The organism is Nocardioides cremeus (assembly GCF_030518195.1).
Lineage (GTDB): Bacteria > Actinomycetota > Actinomycetes > Propionibacteriales > Nocardioidaceae > Nocardioides > Nocardioides cremeus.
In genome coordinates, this window is the sequence record NZ_JAULSC010000001.1 from 552,823 (window position 1) to 567,356 (window position 14,534).

Genomic DNA, 14,534 nt, shown 5'->3' on the forward strand with positions numbered 1-14,534 from the left:
GTAAAGAGATCGGCGATGATGGGGCGGTGGGCGTGCGCGGAGGAGCGACAGCGACCTCGGCGCGGCCGGGGGCCGTGCTGATCGCCATGCTCGCTGCGGTGGTGCTCATCGGTGGGCTCGTCGCCGTCGCGGTGGCCGGACTGGTGCCGGCGGGCGAGGCGGAGCCGGAGCCCGAGGCGCGCCAGCGGGTCGCCCGGCTCGAGGGTCGCGAGCTGGCCGCGACCATCCGGGTCGTGTCGCAGAACGTCTTCCACGACCTCGACCGCGCCGACACCGAGCACGACATGAGCCGCATCCTCGGGCGCGGCGGCGTCGACGTCGTGGGCTGGCAGGAGGCGCACACCGAGCACTTCGTGGCCCTGCACCCGCGCTACCGCGCCCAGGGCTGGCGCACGGCGTACTTCGACCAGGCCAAGGGCAGCCAGGGCGACGCCATCTCGTGGCGCAGCGACCGGTTCGTGCTCGTCTCGCGCGACGCCTGGGCGATGCACCCGGGGGCGGGCCCGCGCGCCACCCAGCGGCCCTTCGCCGCTCGCTGGGTCACCACGGTGCTGCTGCGCCACCGCGAGAGCGGGCTCACCGTCCGGGTCGTCAACACCCACGTCAACCACTTCATCGAGACCGGCCAGCGCTTCCGCCGCAACATCAACGCCCGCTACGCCAAGGCGCACATCGCGTGGCTGGCCGAGCGCTGGGACACCTGGTCCGGCGACGTGGTGATCGGCACCGGCGACTACAACTTCGACCACGCCGACGACCGGGACGCCCGGCCCCGGGGCGGGATCTCGCGGCAGTTCGAGGACCGCGCGGTCTCGTCGTACGAGGCGCTCGGCCTCGACGGCGTGCAGCCGACCCTGGCCGGGCGGTGGGTCGACTACGTGCTGCTGGCCCGTCGCACCCTCGACGAGCAGCGCGCGCAGCTGTCCGCCCACCGCAGCCTCGGCGGGTTCCGCTCCGACCACCGGCCGCTGCAGGCGACGGTGCGGCTCTACCGCTGACCTGTGGCGCTCCTGAGAGAGCGCTGAGCGGAGTTGGAGCAGAAGCGGGCCTCGCCGCACAATCGAGACGTGACCGACCCCGACCCGACGCCGCACGCCGAGGTGGCGACCCCCGTCGCCGCCGGCGCACGCGCCGGTCGCCGGCGGGCCAAGCCGCGTCGCTCGCACACGGTGGGCCGGGTGCTGGTGGCCACCCTGGTCGTCCTCGGCATGGTCTCCGGGCTCTCGGTGACCTACCTCTACCGCCACTACAGCGACAACCTGACCGTCCTCGACATCGAGGACCAGCTGGTCGGCGAGCGTCCCGACAAGGTCGAGGTCGCCGGGCCGCAGGAGCCGCTCAACGTCCTCGTGATGGGCTCCGACAGCCGTGAGGGCGAGGGCAACAACATCGACGGCCTCACCGGCGGCGGTGAGCGCTCCGACACCACGCTGCTGCTGCACCTCTCCGCCGACCGCGAGCGCGCGTACGGCGTCAGCATCCCGCGCGACTCGATGGTCGACCGACCCGCCTGCCGCACCGAGGGCGGCACCGAGGTGCCGGCCGAGTCCTACACGATGTGGAACGAGGCCTTCCAGCTCGCCGGGCCCGCCTGCACGATCCAGCAGTTCGAGGAGCTCACCGGCATCCGCCTCGACCACTTCGTCGTCGTCGACTTCGAGGGCTTCCAGGGCATGGTCGACGCCGTCGGTGGGGTCGAGGTGTGCATCCCCGAGACCATCGACGACCGGGCGCACGGCATCTACCTCGAGGCCGGCACCCGCAAGCTCGAGGGCATCCAGGCGCTCAACTACGTGCGCGAGCGCTACGCCCTCTCGGGCGGCTCCGACATCGGCCGGATGAAGCGCCAGCAGGCGTTCATCGCCTCGATGGCCAGCACCGTGCTCTCCTCCGACACCCTCGCGCGCCCCGACCGTCTGCTGGCCTTCCTCGAGGCCGCCACCGAGTCGCTCACCCTCGACGAGGGCCTGGGCAACCTGGTCAGGATCGCCCAGCTCGGCTACGAGTTCCGCGGCATCGGGGCCGACAAGGTCCAGTTCATGACCATCCCCAACACTGTGGACCCCAGCGACCCCAACAAGCTGGTGTGGACCGAGGACGCCGCCGGGATCTGGAACGCGCTGGCCGAGGACGAGCCGTTGCCCAAGAAGCTGCGCAGCGACGTCATCAGCGCCGGCAAGGTGCCCGGCTCGTCGTCGGGCGACGACTCCGGCGACTCGAGCGGCTCCGGCGGCGGCAAGGGCCTGGCCAGCGACGAGGCGCTCGAGGCCGCGGGGCTGTGCACATGACGGCCGGGCACGAGAGCGCATCCGGTCGCGAGAGCGACTGGGAGCGTCGCAAGCGGCTGGCCGAGGTGTTCGGCGACGCGCTGCCCGAGACGACCAGCGACGAGCGCTCCGACGACGAGCGCGAGCGCCGCGACGGCGACGCCTGGCTGCGGGCGCAGGTGCCGCCGCACCACGGCGACTAGGTCGACCGGCTCGCGACCGGGTTCAGACGGTCGGGGTGCCGCGCCCGGTGACCAGCGCGTCGCGGATCTCGCGCAGCAGCACGGTGTCCTCGGGGGTGCCCGGGGCCGGGCTGGGGAAGTACTTCTCCTTGGCCTTGGTGTAGGGCAGCACGACGAGGAAGTAGACGATCGCGGCCAGCATCAGGAACGCGATCACCGCGTTCATGAAGGCGCCGAACGAGTTCTCCTCGTTGGTGAAGTAGTCGCTGGCGGCCGGCGGGAGCTGCGCGGTGAGCCAGTTGGTGAACGTGGTGACCACGAGACCGAACGATGTGGCGATGATGACCGCGACCGCGAGGTCGACCAGGTTGCCGCGCAGGACGAAGCTCTTGAAACCACCCATGAGGAAGCCTTTCTCTAGGCGAACAGCCCGTTCGGGCCGTCTCGACCCTAGTGCGACCACGCGTAGGACAGGAAGGACCGGGCCGCGGCCTCACTGATCGTGGGGACGCCCGCCGGGTCGACTCCCAGCACCACCACCCGCCCGCCCAGCCCGGTCGCGGCGCTGCCGGGCGCCGCCGACGGCTCCGGCAGCGCGAGCACCCGCACCCCGAGCGCGACAACTCCCGAGCCGCCCTCCGCCGGGTCGGTGGCGACCAGGTCGATGCGGTCGCCCACCGCCAGCAGCGCGGCGGCCTCGGGGTCGGGCAGGCGCACCGGCAGCGCGACCACGCCTGCGCCCGCGTGCTCGCCCAGCCCGGCCCCGACCAGCCGTGCGCGGCTCACCGGCTCGCCACGGGTCAGGGGCGAGGCGAGCACCTCGCCGACCGGCGCCGGCGCCAGGTCGTCGGGCACGGTGTCCGGCGCGAAGTCGACGGTCGCCAGGTCGCCGGCCGCGATCACCGCGCCGCCCGGCAGGTCGTGGGCGGCGACCTGCACCGCCACGCCGGGCGGGGGAGGCTGGGTGGCGGCCTGCAGCCCGGCCAGCACCGCGACCGCGCCGAGCAGGGCCGCGAGCGGGCGGCGCCGGGCCAGCAGCGAGCGGCGTACGCCGAGGGCGGCGCGACGCAGCCTGGTCAGCGGCGGGTCGGGGTGGCGGGGGTCGGCGGAGAGCACCCGGCGACGCTAGGCCGCGGGCGCCGAGGCTGCAGCGCTCCTCCACAGGCCCCCAGCGGGGAGGCTCAGGAGGAGGCGGCGGGGGTGCTGCTCGAGGTGCTGCTGCCCGACGTGCCCGACGTGCTGCTGGTCGACGAGGTCGACTCCTTGGCCGGCGACGCCGACGAGCCGCTCGAGCCGTTGCTGGAGGACGAGGTGCTGCTGCCCGCGCCCGACTCGCTGCGGCTGTCGGTGCGGTAGAAGCCGGAGCCCTTGAAGACGACGCCGACGGCGTTGAAGAGCTTGCGCAGCCGGCCCTCGCACTCGGGACACGTGGTCAGCGCGTCGTCCGAGAAGCTCTGGAACTGCTCGAAGGCGTGGCCGCACTCGGTGCAGGCGTACTGGTAGGTCGGCATCGTGTCTCCGCAGGGGTGGCGCTCGGGGGCGCGTGGAACTGTGACGGTCGATCGTGACGCGGCGCTGGCACTCGGCTGCGCCGACTGCTAATCCTACGTCAGGGCAGAATGTCCGCCACCATGACCGACACCACCTCGAGCAGCAGCGGGCAGCAGCCCGGCTCTTCCACCGACTCCTCCACCGGCACCGCCGCCGGCCCGACCCCGGCGGCGCCGGGCGGCCCGGCCGGGGCCGTGGCGGGGTTCGTGGTCGGCGGCTGGCGGCGGTTCCGCTCGCTGCCGCTGCCGATGCGCCTGACGGCGTACGTCGCCCTCGGGCTGGTGCTGCTGCTGGTGCTGGCCACCGCCACCGCCACCGTGCTGGTGCGCCGGCCGCTGCCGCAGACCAGCGGCGTCGTCGAGGTCGCCGGGCTCGACGGCGAGGTGGAGGTGCTGCGCGACGAGCACGGCATCGCCCAGATCTACGCCGACACGATGGGGGACCTGGCCCGTGGGCAGGGCTACGTGCACGCCCAGGACCGGTTCTTCGAGATGGACGTGCGCCGCCACGCGACGGCCGGCCGGCTGGCCGAGCTCTTCGGCGAGGAGGCGGTCGAGAGCGACGCCTACGTGCGCACGATGGGCTGGCGGCGGGTCGCGGAGAAGGAGGTCGCGCTGCTGACCCCCGACACCCGTGCCTTCCTCGAGGCCTACGCCGACGGGGTCAACGCCTACCTCGACGACCGCGGCACCTCCACCATCTCGGTGGAGTACACGGTGCTGGGCCTGGGCGGCCTGGACTACCAGCCCGAGGACTGGACGCCCGTGGACTCCCTGGCGTGGCTCAAGGCGATGGCGTGGGACCTGCGCGGCAACATGGGTGACGAGATCGACCGGGTGCTCAGCGCGGACGCGGTGGGCGCCGAGCGGGCCGCCCAGCTCTTCCCCGCCTACCCCTACGGCGAGGTGACCCCGATCGTCACCCAGGGCGCGGTGGTCGACCAGGTCTACGAGCAGGACGCCGAGCGGGGCCAGACCCGGCTGCCGCTGCGCCCGGGCTTCGAGGCCGACCAGCACGACGCCCTGCGCGACCTGCGCGACGGTCTCGAGCGGATGCCGGCCTGGCTGGGGCGCGGCGAGGGCATCGGCTCGAACTCCTGGGTCGTCTCCGGCGAGCTGACCGAGTCGGGCGACCCGCTGCTGGCCAACGACCCGCACCTGGGCACCAGCCTGCCGGGCGTGTGGACCCAGATGGGCCTGCACTGCCGCGACGTCGGGCCGCAGTGCCCGCTCGACGTCAGCGGCTTCACCTTCTCCGGCGTACCCGGCGTCATCATCGGCCACAACGCCGACGTGGCCTGGGGCTTCACCAACCTCGGGCCCGACGTGGCCGACCTCTTCGTCGAGCGGGTCAGCGGCGAGGACGTGCTGCGCGACGGCGAGCTGCGTCCGCTGCGGATCCGCGAGGAGGTGATCCGCGTGCAGGGCGGGGAGGACGTGCGCATCACGGTGCGCACCGGCAGCCACGGCCCGCTGGTCTCCGACGTCGCCGAGCAGATCGCCGAGGTCGCCGACGTCGCCTCCGGCAGGCTCGGCACGATCGTGCCCGAGGGCGACGAGGCCGCCGTGGCGCTGCAGTGGACCGCGCTGCAGCCGGGCACCACCGCCGACGCGATCCTGGCGCTCAACCTGGCCACCGACTGGGACTCCTTCCGGGCCGCGGCCGCCGACTTCGAGGCGCCCGCCCAGAACCTCGTCTACGCCGACACCGAGGGCCACATCGGCTACCAGGCGCCCGGACGGATCCCGATCCGCAAGTCCGGCAACGACGGCAAGCTGCCCTCGGCCGGCTGGCTGCCCGAGAACGACTGGACCGGCAGCACCGTGCCGTACGACGCCCTGCCCAGCGTGCTCGACCCCGACGAGGGGTTCGTGGTCACCGCCAACCAGGCCGTCGTGGGTCCGGACTACCCCTACTTCCTCACCGACGACTGGGACCGCGGAGCGCGCTCCGAGCGCATCCGCGACCTGCTCACCCAGCGCTTCGAGGCCGGGCCCGTCGACGCCGACGACATGCTCGAGGTGCAGCTCGACACCCGCAACCCGATGGCTCCGGTGCTGGTGCCGCACCTGCTCGACGTGCCCCTGGACCGCGGGTACGCCGACGACGGGCAGGAGCTGCTCGGCGACTGGGACTTCAGCCAGCCCGCCGAGGGCGAGCACTCCGCCGCGGCGGCGTACTACAACGTGGTGTGGGCCAACCTGCTGCGCCTCGTCTTCGACGACGAGCTGCCCGCCGACCTCGCCGCCGACGGCGGGCAGCGCTGGATGGCTGTGGTCACCGACCTGCTCGACGAGCCCGACGACCCCTGGTGGGACGACGTGGTGACCGAGGAGGTCGAGACCCGCGACGACACGCTCGCCCGGGCGATGCTCGAGGCCCGCGACGAGCTGGTGCGCCGGCAGGCCCGCGACGCCGAGAGCTGGACGTGGGGCCACCTGCACCGCCTCGACCTGCGCTCGGCCACGCTGGGGGAGTCGGGGATCGGCCCCGTCGAGGCGCTGCTCAACCGCGACGACTGGGGCGTGGGCGGCGGCTCCGCGATCGTCGACGCCACCTCGTGGGACGCCGCGGAGGGCTACGCCGTGACCGCCGCCCCCTCCATGCGCCTGGTCACCAGCCCCGGCGACTGGGACGCCTCGCGCTGGGTCAACCTCACCGGCGTCTCCGGGCACCCCGCCAGCGAGCACTACACCGACCAGACCGACCTCTGGGCCGACGGCGAGACCCTGCCCTGGCGCTTCGGCGACGAGGCCGTCGAGGACGCCACCGAGGACCGACTGGTGCTGCAGCCCCCCGACTGACCCCCGTCGGTGGAGTGGTCGCAGACGACACAGGCCCTTCGTTGGTCGAGCAGTGACGAGCGCCAGCGAGGAGCGTCGCCGAGACCCGGTGAGGTGCCCACGCGCCGTACGCCGTGGGGTCAGGGGGTCTCGGCGTCGCTCGAGCCTTCGGCCCTCGCTGCTCGACCAACGGCGGTGCCCTGTCGTTGGTCGAGCAGTGACGAGCGCCAGCGAGGAGCGTCGCCGAGACCCGGTGACTTTCGTGCTCGCCGTACGCCATGGGCTTACGGGGTCTCGGCGTCGCTCGAGCCTTCGGCCCTCGCTGCTCGACCAACGGCGGTGCGCACCGTTGGTCGAGCAGTGACGAGCGCCAGCGAGGAACGTCGCCGAGACCCGGTGAGTGGCGTGCTCGCCGTACGCCGAGACCCGGTGAGGTGCCAACGCGTTGTACGCCATGGGGTCAGGGGGTCTCGGCGTCGCTCGAGCCTTCGGCCCTCGCTGCTCGACCAACGATGGCCCTCAGTGGGCGGCCACCCGGTCCGGTGCCCGCACCCGGCCGCGGGAGACGCGCACGACGCGGCCCTCGTCGGCAGCCACCCGCAGCGCCCGGGGGAAGCGGCCCGGGCCCCAGAACTTCGCGTTGACGGCGTCGGCCAGGTCGGCGACCGCCATCTCGTCGTGCTCCTGCATGGCGGCTGTGATCAGCTCGATCTCCGAGTCCAGCGCCCGCTCGGACGGCTCGCTGGGGGCGGGCGGGATCCAGGGCGAGCCGACTCCTCGACCCGGCCCCGGGCGGTAGCGGCGGCTGCCGGTGCTGCCCGCGACCTGCCGGGCGCGACGCTCACGGATGCGGGCGTCGCGCTGGCGGCGCTCGACGGCCCTCGGGTCCTCGCGGTCCTCGTCGCCCGCGGACTCCTCGCCCTCGGACTCCTTGCTCTCGGACTTCTCGCTCTCGGACTTCTCGGCCTCCTCGTCGGAGTCCGTGTCCTCGTCGCTGGTCAGCGGTGCGGCAAGGCTCTCCAGGTCGCTCTTCTCGGCCTTGACGCCGAAGACGAGCTCGATGAGCCCGCCGATCGCCATCACGCCGGCGCCGATGTAGAAGGCCAGCGCCACCAGCCCGCGGTCACCGGACTCGATCAGGCGACCGAAGAGCAGCGGGCCGGTGATGCCGCCCACCGCGGTACCGACCGCGTAGAAGAACGCGATCGCCAGCGCCCGGGTCTCCATCGGGAAGATCTCGCTGACCGTCAGGTACGCCGCGCTCGCACCCGAGGAGGCCAGGAAGAACGCCGCGGCCAGGATGGCCAGGAAGATCCACCGGTTCCCCTCGGTGCCGGTCAGGTAGAACCCGAGAACCGTGACCACGACGGCCGAGCCCAGGTAGGTGCCCGCGATCATCGGCTTGCGGCCGACGGTGTCGAAGAGGCGGCCCAGGGTGACGGGGCCGGCGAAGTTCGCCAGCGCCCAGACGATGACGAACAACGGCACCATGCCCGACGAGACGTCGTAGAAGCCGTTGAGCAGGGTGCCGAGGTTGAACGTGACGCCGTTGTAGATGAACGCCTGGCCGATGAAGAGCGCCAGGCCCAGCACGGCCCGCTTCGGGTACTTGGTGAAGGCCACCTTGGCGATCTCGCGGAACGGGATCGTCTTGCGCTGGCGGATCACCAGCGTGTCCTCGGGGTCCTCGAGCTCCTGGCCGGTCTCCTCGCGCACGTCGTCCTCGATGTCGCCGACGATGCGCTCGGCCTCGTCCTCCTGCCCGTGGATGAACAGCCAGCGCGGGCTCTCGGGGACGTGGCGGCGCACCACGAGGATCGTCAGCCCCAGCACGGCCCCCAGCCCGAAGGCCAGGCGCCACCCGAGGTCGGCGGCGAAGATGGAGCTGTTGAGCAGCACCAGCGCCAGCGCCGAGCCGGCCGCGGAGCCGAGCCAGTAGGAGCCGTTGATGGTCAGGTCGACGCGTCCGCGCACCCGGGCCGGGATCAGCTCGTCGATCGCGGAGTTGATGGCGGCGTACTCGCCACCGATGCCGGCACCGGTGAAGAACCGGGTGACGTAGAAGAACAGGGGCGTGGTCGCGAACGCCGTCGCGACCGTCGCGACGATGTAGACCGCCAGCGTGATCAGGAAGAGCTTCTTGCGGCCCCACCGGTCGGTGAGCTGGCCGAAGAACAACGCGCCCAGGGTGGCGCCCACGATGTAGATCGCGGCCGCCAGGCCGATCTGGCCCGCGCTGATGTCGATGCCCGAGCCGTCCTCGGTGAGCCGGGCGGCGACGTTGCCGACCATGGTCACCTCGAGCCCGTCGAGGATCCACACCAGGCCCAGGCCGAAGACGACGCGCCAGTGGAACCTCGACCAGGGCAGCCGGTCCATCCGGGCCGGCACCTGGGTCTCGATGCGGTTGAGCTCGGCCGTGCTGCTCATCGGGCCACCCCCGTCGCGACGACGCCCTCACGGCGCTGGCGCAACCAGCGCCACACCCGCAGCGGGAACATCCCCAGCAGCGGGGCCTTGCGGCCCAGGTCGCCGGAGGCCGGGCGGTCGAAGGCGGCGGCGTAGTGGGCGGCCGCGCGGGCCGAGGCGTACTCCTTGGAGCCGCCGGCACCGCAGCCGCGCTCGCAGGCCCAGGCCATCACCGCCCCCTCGCTGCGGAACCGGTGGCGGTGGTCCAGCAGCCGACAGCTCAACGGCGGGGCCGGGGGCCGGGACGCGTGCGTGGTCATGGGGGGCTCCTCTCGTCGCGGCCCCCGCGCCCTCGGGTCGACGAGGGGACCACCCCGACGACTACCCGGGCGCCCGGAGGGCCCGGTTCACCCTCCTGGGCAAGGTCACCCGCCGGGATGAAGGTGCTGCAGGCCGGCGGGGGAGACCACCGCGGTGACCGGGCGGTCGTGCTGCTCGCGGGGCACGTCGAGGCCCACCTCGTCGTCGTGCAGCAGCACGCAGGTGAAGGTGCCGACCGGCACCCGCGCCAGCGCCCGGTCGTAGGAGCCGCCGCCCCGGCCCAGCCGCATCCCGTCGGGGGCGACCGCGAGGCCCGGCACCAGCACCACGTCGGCGCCGGCCACCGCGCCGGGGCCCAGGCGCTCGCCGTCGGGCTCGAGGAGGCCACGCGTGGCCGGGCGCAGGTGCTGGTCGCCCTCGTGCCGTGCCCAGTCCAGGTCGCCGTCGGGCAGCAGCACCGGCAGCAGCACCCGGCGGCCCGAGGCGGCGAGCGCCTCGAGGAGCAGGGCGGTGCCGGGCTCGCTGCCCACCGAGACGTACGCCGCCACCGTGGCCGCGCGGCGTACCTCGGGGCTGGCCAGCAGGTGCTCGGCCATCGCTCGGGCGACCTCCTGGCGCTCCAGGAGCGGGCGCCGGCGCCGGGTGGTCAGCACCCGGTCGCGCAGCGCGGTCTTGGCCGCGCCGGCACCGTCTGTGGAGGGGGTTTGCTCGCACCGCACGGGTCGAGCCTACGATCGGGTTCATGGGTTCCCCTGGCTTGCGCGCTGCCCGCGAGAAGATGAAGGCCGCCGGCGTCGACGAGGTCGCCATCGAGACGTTCGCGCACTACTACCGCCTGCTCGAGCACGGCGAGACCGGGATGATCCCCGAGTCGAGCATCGAGCCGGTCGACATGGAGTCGCTGGCCGACGTCGAGGTCGACGACCAGGTCGCGTCCGAGGCGATCACCAGGACGGTGGTGGTCAAGCTCAACGGCGGCTTGGGCACCTCGATGGGCATGGACCGCGCCAAGTCGCTGCTGTGCGTGCGCCGGGGCCTGTCCTTCCTCGACATCATCGCCCGCCAGGTCCTGCACCTGCGCAAGCAGCACCGCGCGACGCTGCCGCTGGTCTTCATGAACTCCTTCCGCACCTCCGGCGACACGATGGCCGCGCTGGCCCGCTACGAGGACCTGCCGGTCGAGGACCTGCCGCTGGAGTTCCTGCAGAACAAGGAGCCCAAGCTCCTGGTCAAGGACCTCTCGCCGGCCAGCTGGCCCAAGGACCCCGACCTCGAGTGGTGCCCGCCGGGGCACGGCGACCTCTACACCGCGCTGCGCGGCACCGGGCTGCTCGAGCAGATGATCGAGGCCGGCTACCGCTACGTCTTCGTCTCCAACTCCGACAACCTCGGCGCGGTGCCCGACCCGCGGGTGGCCGGCTGGTTCGCCTCCTCCGGCGCGCCGTTCGCGATCGAGGCCGTGCGCCGCACCGCCTCGGACCGCAAGGGCGGGCACTTCGCCCGCCGCAAGAGCGACGGGCGCATCGTGCTGCGCGAGACCGCGCAGACCCTCGACGAGGACAAGGCGGCGCTCGGCGACCTCGACCGGCACCGCTTCACCTCCACCAACAACCTGTGGTTCGACCTGCAGGCGATGAAGGACGCCCTCGACCAGCGCGAGGGAATCCTGGGCCTGCCGCTGATCAAGAACGTCAAGAACGTCGACCCCGGCGACGCCTCCTCGCCGAAGGTGGTGCAGGTCGAGACCGCCATGGGTGCCGCGATCGAGGTCTTCGAGGGAGCCCGGCTCATCGAGGTCGGCCGCGACCGGTTCGTGCCGGTCAAGACCACCAACGACCTGCTCGTGCTGCGCTCCGACGTCTACGCGATCGGCTCCGACTTCGTGCTCGACCAGGAGTCCGAGCAGGTGCCCTACGTCGAGCTCGACGAGACCTACTACAAGCTCGTCGGCGAGTTCGACAAGCGCTTCCCCGAGGGCGCCCCGTCGCTGAAGCAGGCGCAGAGCCTGACGATCCAGGGCGACGTCACCTTCGGCCACGGGGTCTCGGTGGTCGGCGACGTCCGGGTCGGTGGACGCTCGGCCCAGCGCGTCGACCCGGGTGCCGTGCTGAGCGGCGACCCGAATGCCTGACGCGCCCGCGCCGATCACCGTCGAGGAGCACCTCGAGCGCATCCTGGCCGCGGTCCGCCCGCTGCCGGCCTACCAGCAGCCGCTGATGGAGTCGCTGGGCCTCGCGGCGGCGGAGTCGGTGGTCTCGCCGATCGCGCTGCCGCCCTTCGACAACTCCGCGATGGACGGCTACGCCGTGCACCGCGCCGACGTGGTGGGGGCCGGGCCCGACGACCCGGTCGAGCTGCCCGTGGTCGGCGAGATCGGGGCCGGCAACGCGCGGCTGCTGGCGCTCTCGCCCGGCACGGCGGCCAAGATCATGACCGGCGCGCCGATGCCGGCCGGCGCCGACGCAGTCGTGCCCTACGAGTGGACCGACCGCGGCGTCGCGCGGGTGCGCATCGACAAGGCGCCCGGCGAGGGCCAGCACGTGCGCTGCTCGGGCGAGGACGTCTCGGTCGGCGACCTGCTCATCGACGAGGGCACCGTGCTCGGCCCGCGCCACCTGGGCCTGCTGGCCTCGGTGGGGCGCGCGACCATCGCCGTGCGCCCGCGCCCGAGGGTGGTGATCCTCTCCACCGGCACCGAGCTGCGCGAGCCGGGCACCCAGCTGGGCCACGACTCGATCTACGACGGCAACTCCTACCTGCTCGCGGCCGCGGCGCGCCGGGCCGGCGCGCTGGCCTACCGGGTCGGGATCGTGCCCGACCAGCCGCGCGCCTTCCTCGACGCCCTCGAGGACCAGCTGGTGCGCGCCGACGTCGTGGTCACCTCCGGAGGCATCTCGATGGGCGACTACGACGTGGTCAAGGAGGCGCTCGCGCCGCTGGGCACCGTCTGGTTCGGTCCGGTCGCGATGCAGCCGGGCAAGCCCCAGGGCTTCGGCACGGTCGGTGAGGACGACACCCTGATCTTCACGCTGCCCGGCAACCCGGTCTCGTCGTACCTGTCCTTCGAGCTGTTCGTGCTGCCGGCGCTGCGGGCGATGATGGGGCTCAGCCCGCTCTCGCGCCCGACGGTGCCGATGCGGCTGACCCACGCGATCACCTCGCCGCCGGGGCGGCGCCAGTTCCTGCGGGCCACGACCGAGCCCGGGCACGGCCGGATCAGCCCGGTCGGCGGGCCGGGCTCGCACCTGGTCGGCGACCTGGCCGAGGCCGACGCGCTGGTCGTGGTGCCCGAGGACGTCACCCGGCTGCCGGCCGGGGCCGAGGTGGGCGTCATCCACCTCGACTCGGGGCTGGAGGGCGGTCACTGATGCCCGGGAAGCCTGCTGAGCCCGCCGAGCCCGGCCAGGACCGGCTGACCCACGTCGACGAGCACGGCGCGGCGCGCATGGTCGACGTCTCCGACAAGGCCGTCACCGCGCGCACCGCGCGGGCGTCGGGCCGGGTGCTGGTCTCGGAGAAGGTCGTGGCGCTGCTGCGCGGTGAGGGCGTGCCCAAGGGCGACGCGCTCGCGGTGGCCCGGCTGGCCGGGATCATGGGCGCCAAGCAGACGCCGTCGCTGGTGCCGTTGTGCCACCCGCTGGCGCTCTCGGGGGTCGAGGTCGACCTCGCGGTGGCCGACGACGCCGTCGAGATCGCCGCGACCGTGCGCACCACCGACCGCACCGGCGTCGAGATGGAGGCCCTCACCGCCGTCTCGGTGGCCGCCCTGACCGTCGTCGACATGGTCAAGGCAGTCGACAAGGCCGCGGTCATCACCGACGTGCGTGTCGAGACCAAGAGCGGCGGCCGCTCGGGCGACTGGGCCCGGCCGTGAGCCTGCCCGCCGGCGTCGTCGTCGCCTCCAACCGTGCCGCGGCCGGCGTGTACGACGACACCACCGGCCCGCTGATCGTCACCGCCCTGCGTGACCTGGGCTTCGTCGTCGACGAGCCGGTCGTGGTGCCCGACGGCGACCCGGTGCGCGAGGCGATCTCCGCCGCGGTCTCGGCCGGGGCCCGGCTGGTCCTCACCACCGGCGGCACCGGGCTGACCCCCACCGACCGCACCCCCGAGGCCACCCGCGCGCTGCTGGAGCGGGAGGTGCCCGGCATCGCCGAGGCCATCCGCGCCCACGGCCTGGCCAAGGGCGTGCCGACCGCCATGCTCTCGCGAGGCCTCGCCGGGGTCGTCGGCTCCTGCCTGGTGGTGAACCTGCCGGGGTCGCGGGGCGGGGTCAAGGACGGCCTCGAGGTGCTCGCACCGGTGCTGGTGCACGCCGTGGAGCAGGTCGTCGGGAGCGACCATTGAGCCGTCCCCGGCCGGCCGTCCGAGGCGGGTGGCCGGTGCGGCTGCGCCACGGTGAGGTGCTGCTGCGCCCGATGCGGGTCTCCGACGCCGAGGCCTGGCGCCGCGCACGCCAGCAGAACGCCGCGTGGCTGCTGCCGTGGGACGCCACCGTGCCGCCCGGGGGAGACCCGCGGCCCACGACCTTCCGGGCGCTGGTGTGGCGGATGCGCCGCCAGGCCCGCCAGGGCACGACGTACCCGTTCGTCGTCGAGGTGGACGGCGAGTTCGCGGGGCAGGTGACGCTCAACAACGTTGTCGGCGGCTCCGCCCAGTTCGGCTCGGTCGGCTACTGGATCGACCGGCGCTTCGCCGGGCGCGGGATCATCCCGCTGGCGGTCGCGATGGTCGTCGACCACGCCTTCTCCGGGCTCGGCCTGCACCGCGTCGAGATCGCCATCCGCCCCGAGAACTCCAACTCGTTGCGGGTCGTCGAGAAGCTCGGCGCCCACGAGGTGGGCTACGCCCCCCGCTACCTGCACATCGACGGCGACTGGCGCGACCACCGCCTCTACGCGATCACCGTCGAGGACGTGCCTCCCGGCGGGCTGGTCGGGCTGGTCACGGGCAGCTGAACCCCACGAGTCACACCAGCAATTTGCGACACACTGGTGGACATCCACCCCATCCTGCGCTAG

Annotated in this window: 15 protein-coding genes; 9 read left to right on the plus strand and 6 right to left on the minus strand. The window is 73.3% G+C overall.

All coding sequences use genetic code 11. The annotated features are described in order from the left end of the window. Nucleotides 1–26 precede the first annotated feature (26 nt). From QWJ41_RS02680 to QWJ41_RS02690, 3 genes are all read left to right on the plus strand, one after another. Nucleotides 27–998, plus strand: a complete 972-nt coding sequence (locus tag QWJ41_RS02680) for an exonuclease/endonuclease/phosphatase family protein (RefSeq protein ID WP_302705619.1) — start codon at nt 27–29, stop codon at nt 996–998. Nucleotides 999–1,067: 69 nt separating this feature from the next. Continuing rightward, nucleotides 1,068–2,288 carry an LCP family protein gene (locus QWJ41_RS02685; RefSeq protein ID WP_302705620.1) on the plus strand — a complete coding sequence of 407 codons (1,221 nt, stop codon included), beginning with the start codon at nt 1,068–1,070 and terminating at the stop codon, nt 2,286–2,288. Further along, complete coding sequence (locus tag QWJ41_RS02690; RefSeq protein WP_302705621.1) at nt 2,285–2,470, plus strand: hypothetical protein; 186 nt, start codon at nt 2,285–2,287, stop codon at nt 2,468–2,470. The genes QWJ41_RS02685 and QWJ41_RS02690 overlap by 4 nt, the downstream gene beginning before the upstream one ends. A 22-nt stretch (nt 2,471–2,492) precedes the next feature. Here QWJ41_RS02690 and QWJ41_RS02695 read toward each other — a convergent pair whose 3' ends face one another. From QWJ41_RS02695 to QWJ41_RS02705, 3 genes are all read right to left on the minus strand, one after another. Next, nucleotides 2,493–2,852, minus strand: a complete 360-nt coding sequence (locus QWJ41_RS02695; protein WP_302705622.1) for a large conductance mechanosensitive channel protein MscL — start codon at nt 2,850–2,852, stop codon at nt 2,493–2,495. Between the two features lie 47 nt (nt 2,853–2,899). Then, the gene (locus QWJ41_RS02700) at nt 2,900–3,565 is read right to left on the minus strand and encodes an SAF domain-containing protein (protein ID WP_302705623.1); all 666 of its coding nucleotides are present in this window, start codon (nt 3,563–3,565) and stop codon (nt 2,900–2,902) included. A 65-nt stretch (nt 3,566–3,630) separates the two neighbouring features. Next, complete coding sequence (locus tag QWJ41_RS02705) at nt 3,631–3,960, minus strand: FmdB family zinc ribbon protein (protein ID WP_302705624.1); 330 nt, start codon at nt 3,958–3,960, stop codon at nt 3,631–3,633. 120 nt (nt 3,961–4,080) lie between these two features. Here QWJ41_RS02705 and QWJ41_RS02710 point away from each other — a divergent pair, with 120 nt between their 5' ends. Beyond that, nucleotides 4,081–6,804, plus strand: a complete 2,724-nt coding sequence (locus tag QWJ41_RS02710; protein WP_302705625.1) for a penicillin acylase family protein — start codon at nt 4,081–4,083, stop codon at nt 6,802–6,804. A gap of 498 nt (nt 6,805–7,302) precedes the next feature. On the opposite strand, the gene QWJ41_RS02715 is transcribed toward QWJ41_RS02710, so the two are convergent. From QWJ41_RS02715 to QWJ41_RS02725, 3 genes are all read right to left on the minus strand, one after another. Next, nucleotides 7,303–9,213, minus strand: coding sequence for an MFS transporter (locus QWJ41_RS02715; RefSeq protein ID WP_302705626.1), 1,911 nt, complete (start codon nt 9,211–9,213; stop codon nt 7,303–7,305). Then, complete coding sequence (locus tag QWJ41_RS02720) at nt 9,210–9,512, minus strand: hypothetical protein (protein ID WP_302705627.1); 303 nt, start codon at nt 9,510–9,512, stop codon at nt 9,210–9,212. Before QWJ41_RS02720 ends, QWJ41_RS02715 begins: the two co-directional genes overlap by 4 nt. A 105-nt stretch (nt 9,513–9,617) precedes the next feature. After that, the gene (locus QWJ41_RS02725) at nt 9,618–10,232 is read right to left on the minus strand and encodes a 5-formyltetrahydrofolate cyclo-ligase (protein WP_302705628.1); all 615 of its coding nucleotides are present in this window, start codon (nt 10,230–10,232) and stop codon (nt 9,618–9,620) included. A 23-nt stretch (nt 10,233–10,255) separates the two neighbouring features. Here QWJ41_RS02725 and QWJ41_RS02730 point away from each other — a divergent pair, with 23 nt between their 5' ends. Genes QWJ41_RS02730 through QWJ41_RS02750 form a run of 5 tightly spaced genes read left to right on the plus strand, consistent with a single transcriptional unit; the run spans nt 10,256 to nt 14,471 of the window. Next, a complete protein-coding gene (locus tag QWJ41_RS02730; protein ID WP_302705629.1) occupies nt 10,256–11,644 on the plus strand; it encodes a UTP--glucose-1-phosphate uridylyltransferase in 1,389 nt (462 codons plus the stop codon). Then, nucleotides 11,637–12,881: a molybdotransferase-like divisome protein Glp gene (glp, locus tag QWJ41_RS02735; protein WP_302705630.1), complete on the plus strand. Its 1,245-nt coding sequence runs from the start codon at nt 11,637–11,639 to the stop codon at nt 12,879–12,881. The genes QWJ41_RS02730 and glp overlap by 8 nt, the downstream gene beginning before the upstream one ends. Beyond that, a complete protein-coding gene (moaC, locus tag QWJ41_RS02740; protein WP_302705631.1) occupies nt 12,881–13,387 on the plus strand; it encodes a cyclic pyranopterin monophosphate synthase MoaC in 507 nt (168 codons plus the stop codon). Before glp ends, moaC begins: the two co-directional genes overlap by 1 nt. Beyond that, nucleotides 13,384–13,860, plus strand: coding sequence for a MogA/MoaB family molybdenum cofactor biosynthesis protein (locus QWJ41_RS02745; RefSeq protein ID WP_302705632.1), 477 nt, complete (start codon nt 13,384–13,386; stop codon nt 13,858–13,860). The genes moaC and QWJ41_RS02745 overlap by 4 nt, the downstream gene beginning before the upstream one ends. A gap of 35 nt (nt 13,861–13,895) precedes the next feature. Then, the gene (locus QWJ41_RS02750; RefSeq protein ID WP_302705633.1) at nt 13,896–14,471 is read left to right on the plus strand and encodes a GNAT family N-acetyltransferase; all 576 of its coding nucleotides are present in this window, start codon (nt 13,896–13,898) and stop codon (nt 14,469–14,471) included. Nucleotides 14,472–14,534 lie beyond the last annotated feature (63 nt).

Coding starts and splice junctions, on each gene's coding strand:
- QWJ41_RS02705 (WP_302705624.1), bottom strand. CDS start 3,960: ATGCCGACCTACCAGTACGCCTGCACCGAGTGCGGCCACGCCTTCGAG.
- QWJ41_RS02695 (WP_302705622.1), bottom strand. CDS start 2,852: ATGGGTGGTTTCAAGAGCTTCGTCCTGCGCGGCAACCTGGTCGACCTC.
- moaC (WP_302705631.1), top strand. CDS start 12,881: ATGCCCGGGAAGCCTGCTGAGCCCGCCGAGCCCGGCCAGGACCGGCTG.
- QWJ41_RS02720 (WP_302705627.1), bottom strand. CDS start 9,512: ATGACCACGCACGCGTCCCGGCCCCCGGCCCCGCCGTTGAGCTGTCGG.
- QWJ41_RS02715 (WP_302705626.1), bottom strand. CDS start 9,213: ATGAGCAGCACGGCCGAGCTCAACCGCATCGAGACCCAGGTGCCGGCC.
- QWJ41_RS02730 (WP_302705629.1), top strand. CDS start 10,256: ATGGGTTCCCCTGGCTTGCGCGCTGCCCGCGAGAAGATGAAGGCCGCC.
- glp (WP_302705630.1), top strand. CDS start 11,637: ATGCCTGACGCGCCCGCGCCGATCACCGTCGAGGAGCACCTCGAGCGC.
- QWJ41_RS02690 (WP_302705621.1), top strand. CDS start 2,285: ATGACGGCCGGGCACGAGAGCGCATCCGGTCGCGAGAGCGACTGGGAG.
- QWJ41_RS02710 (WP_302705625.1), top strand. CDS start 4,081: ATGACCGACACCACCTCGAGCAGCAGCGGGCAGCAGCCCGGCTCTTCC.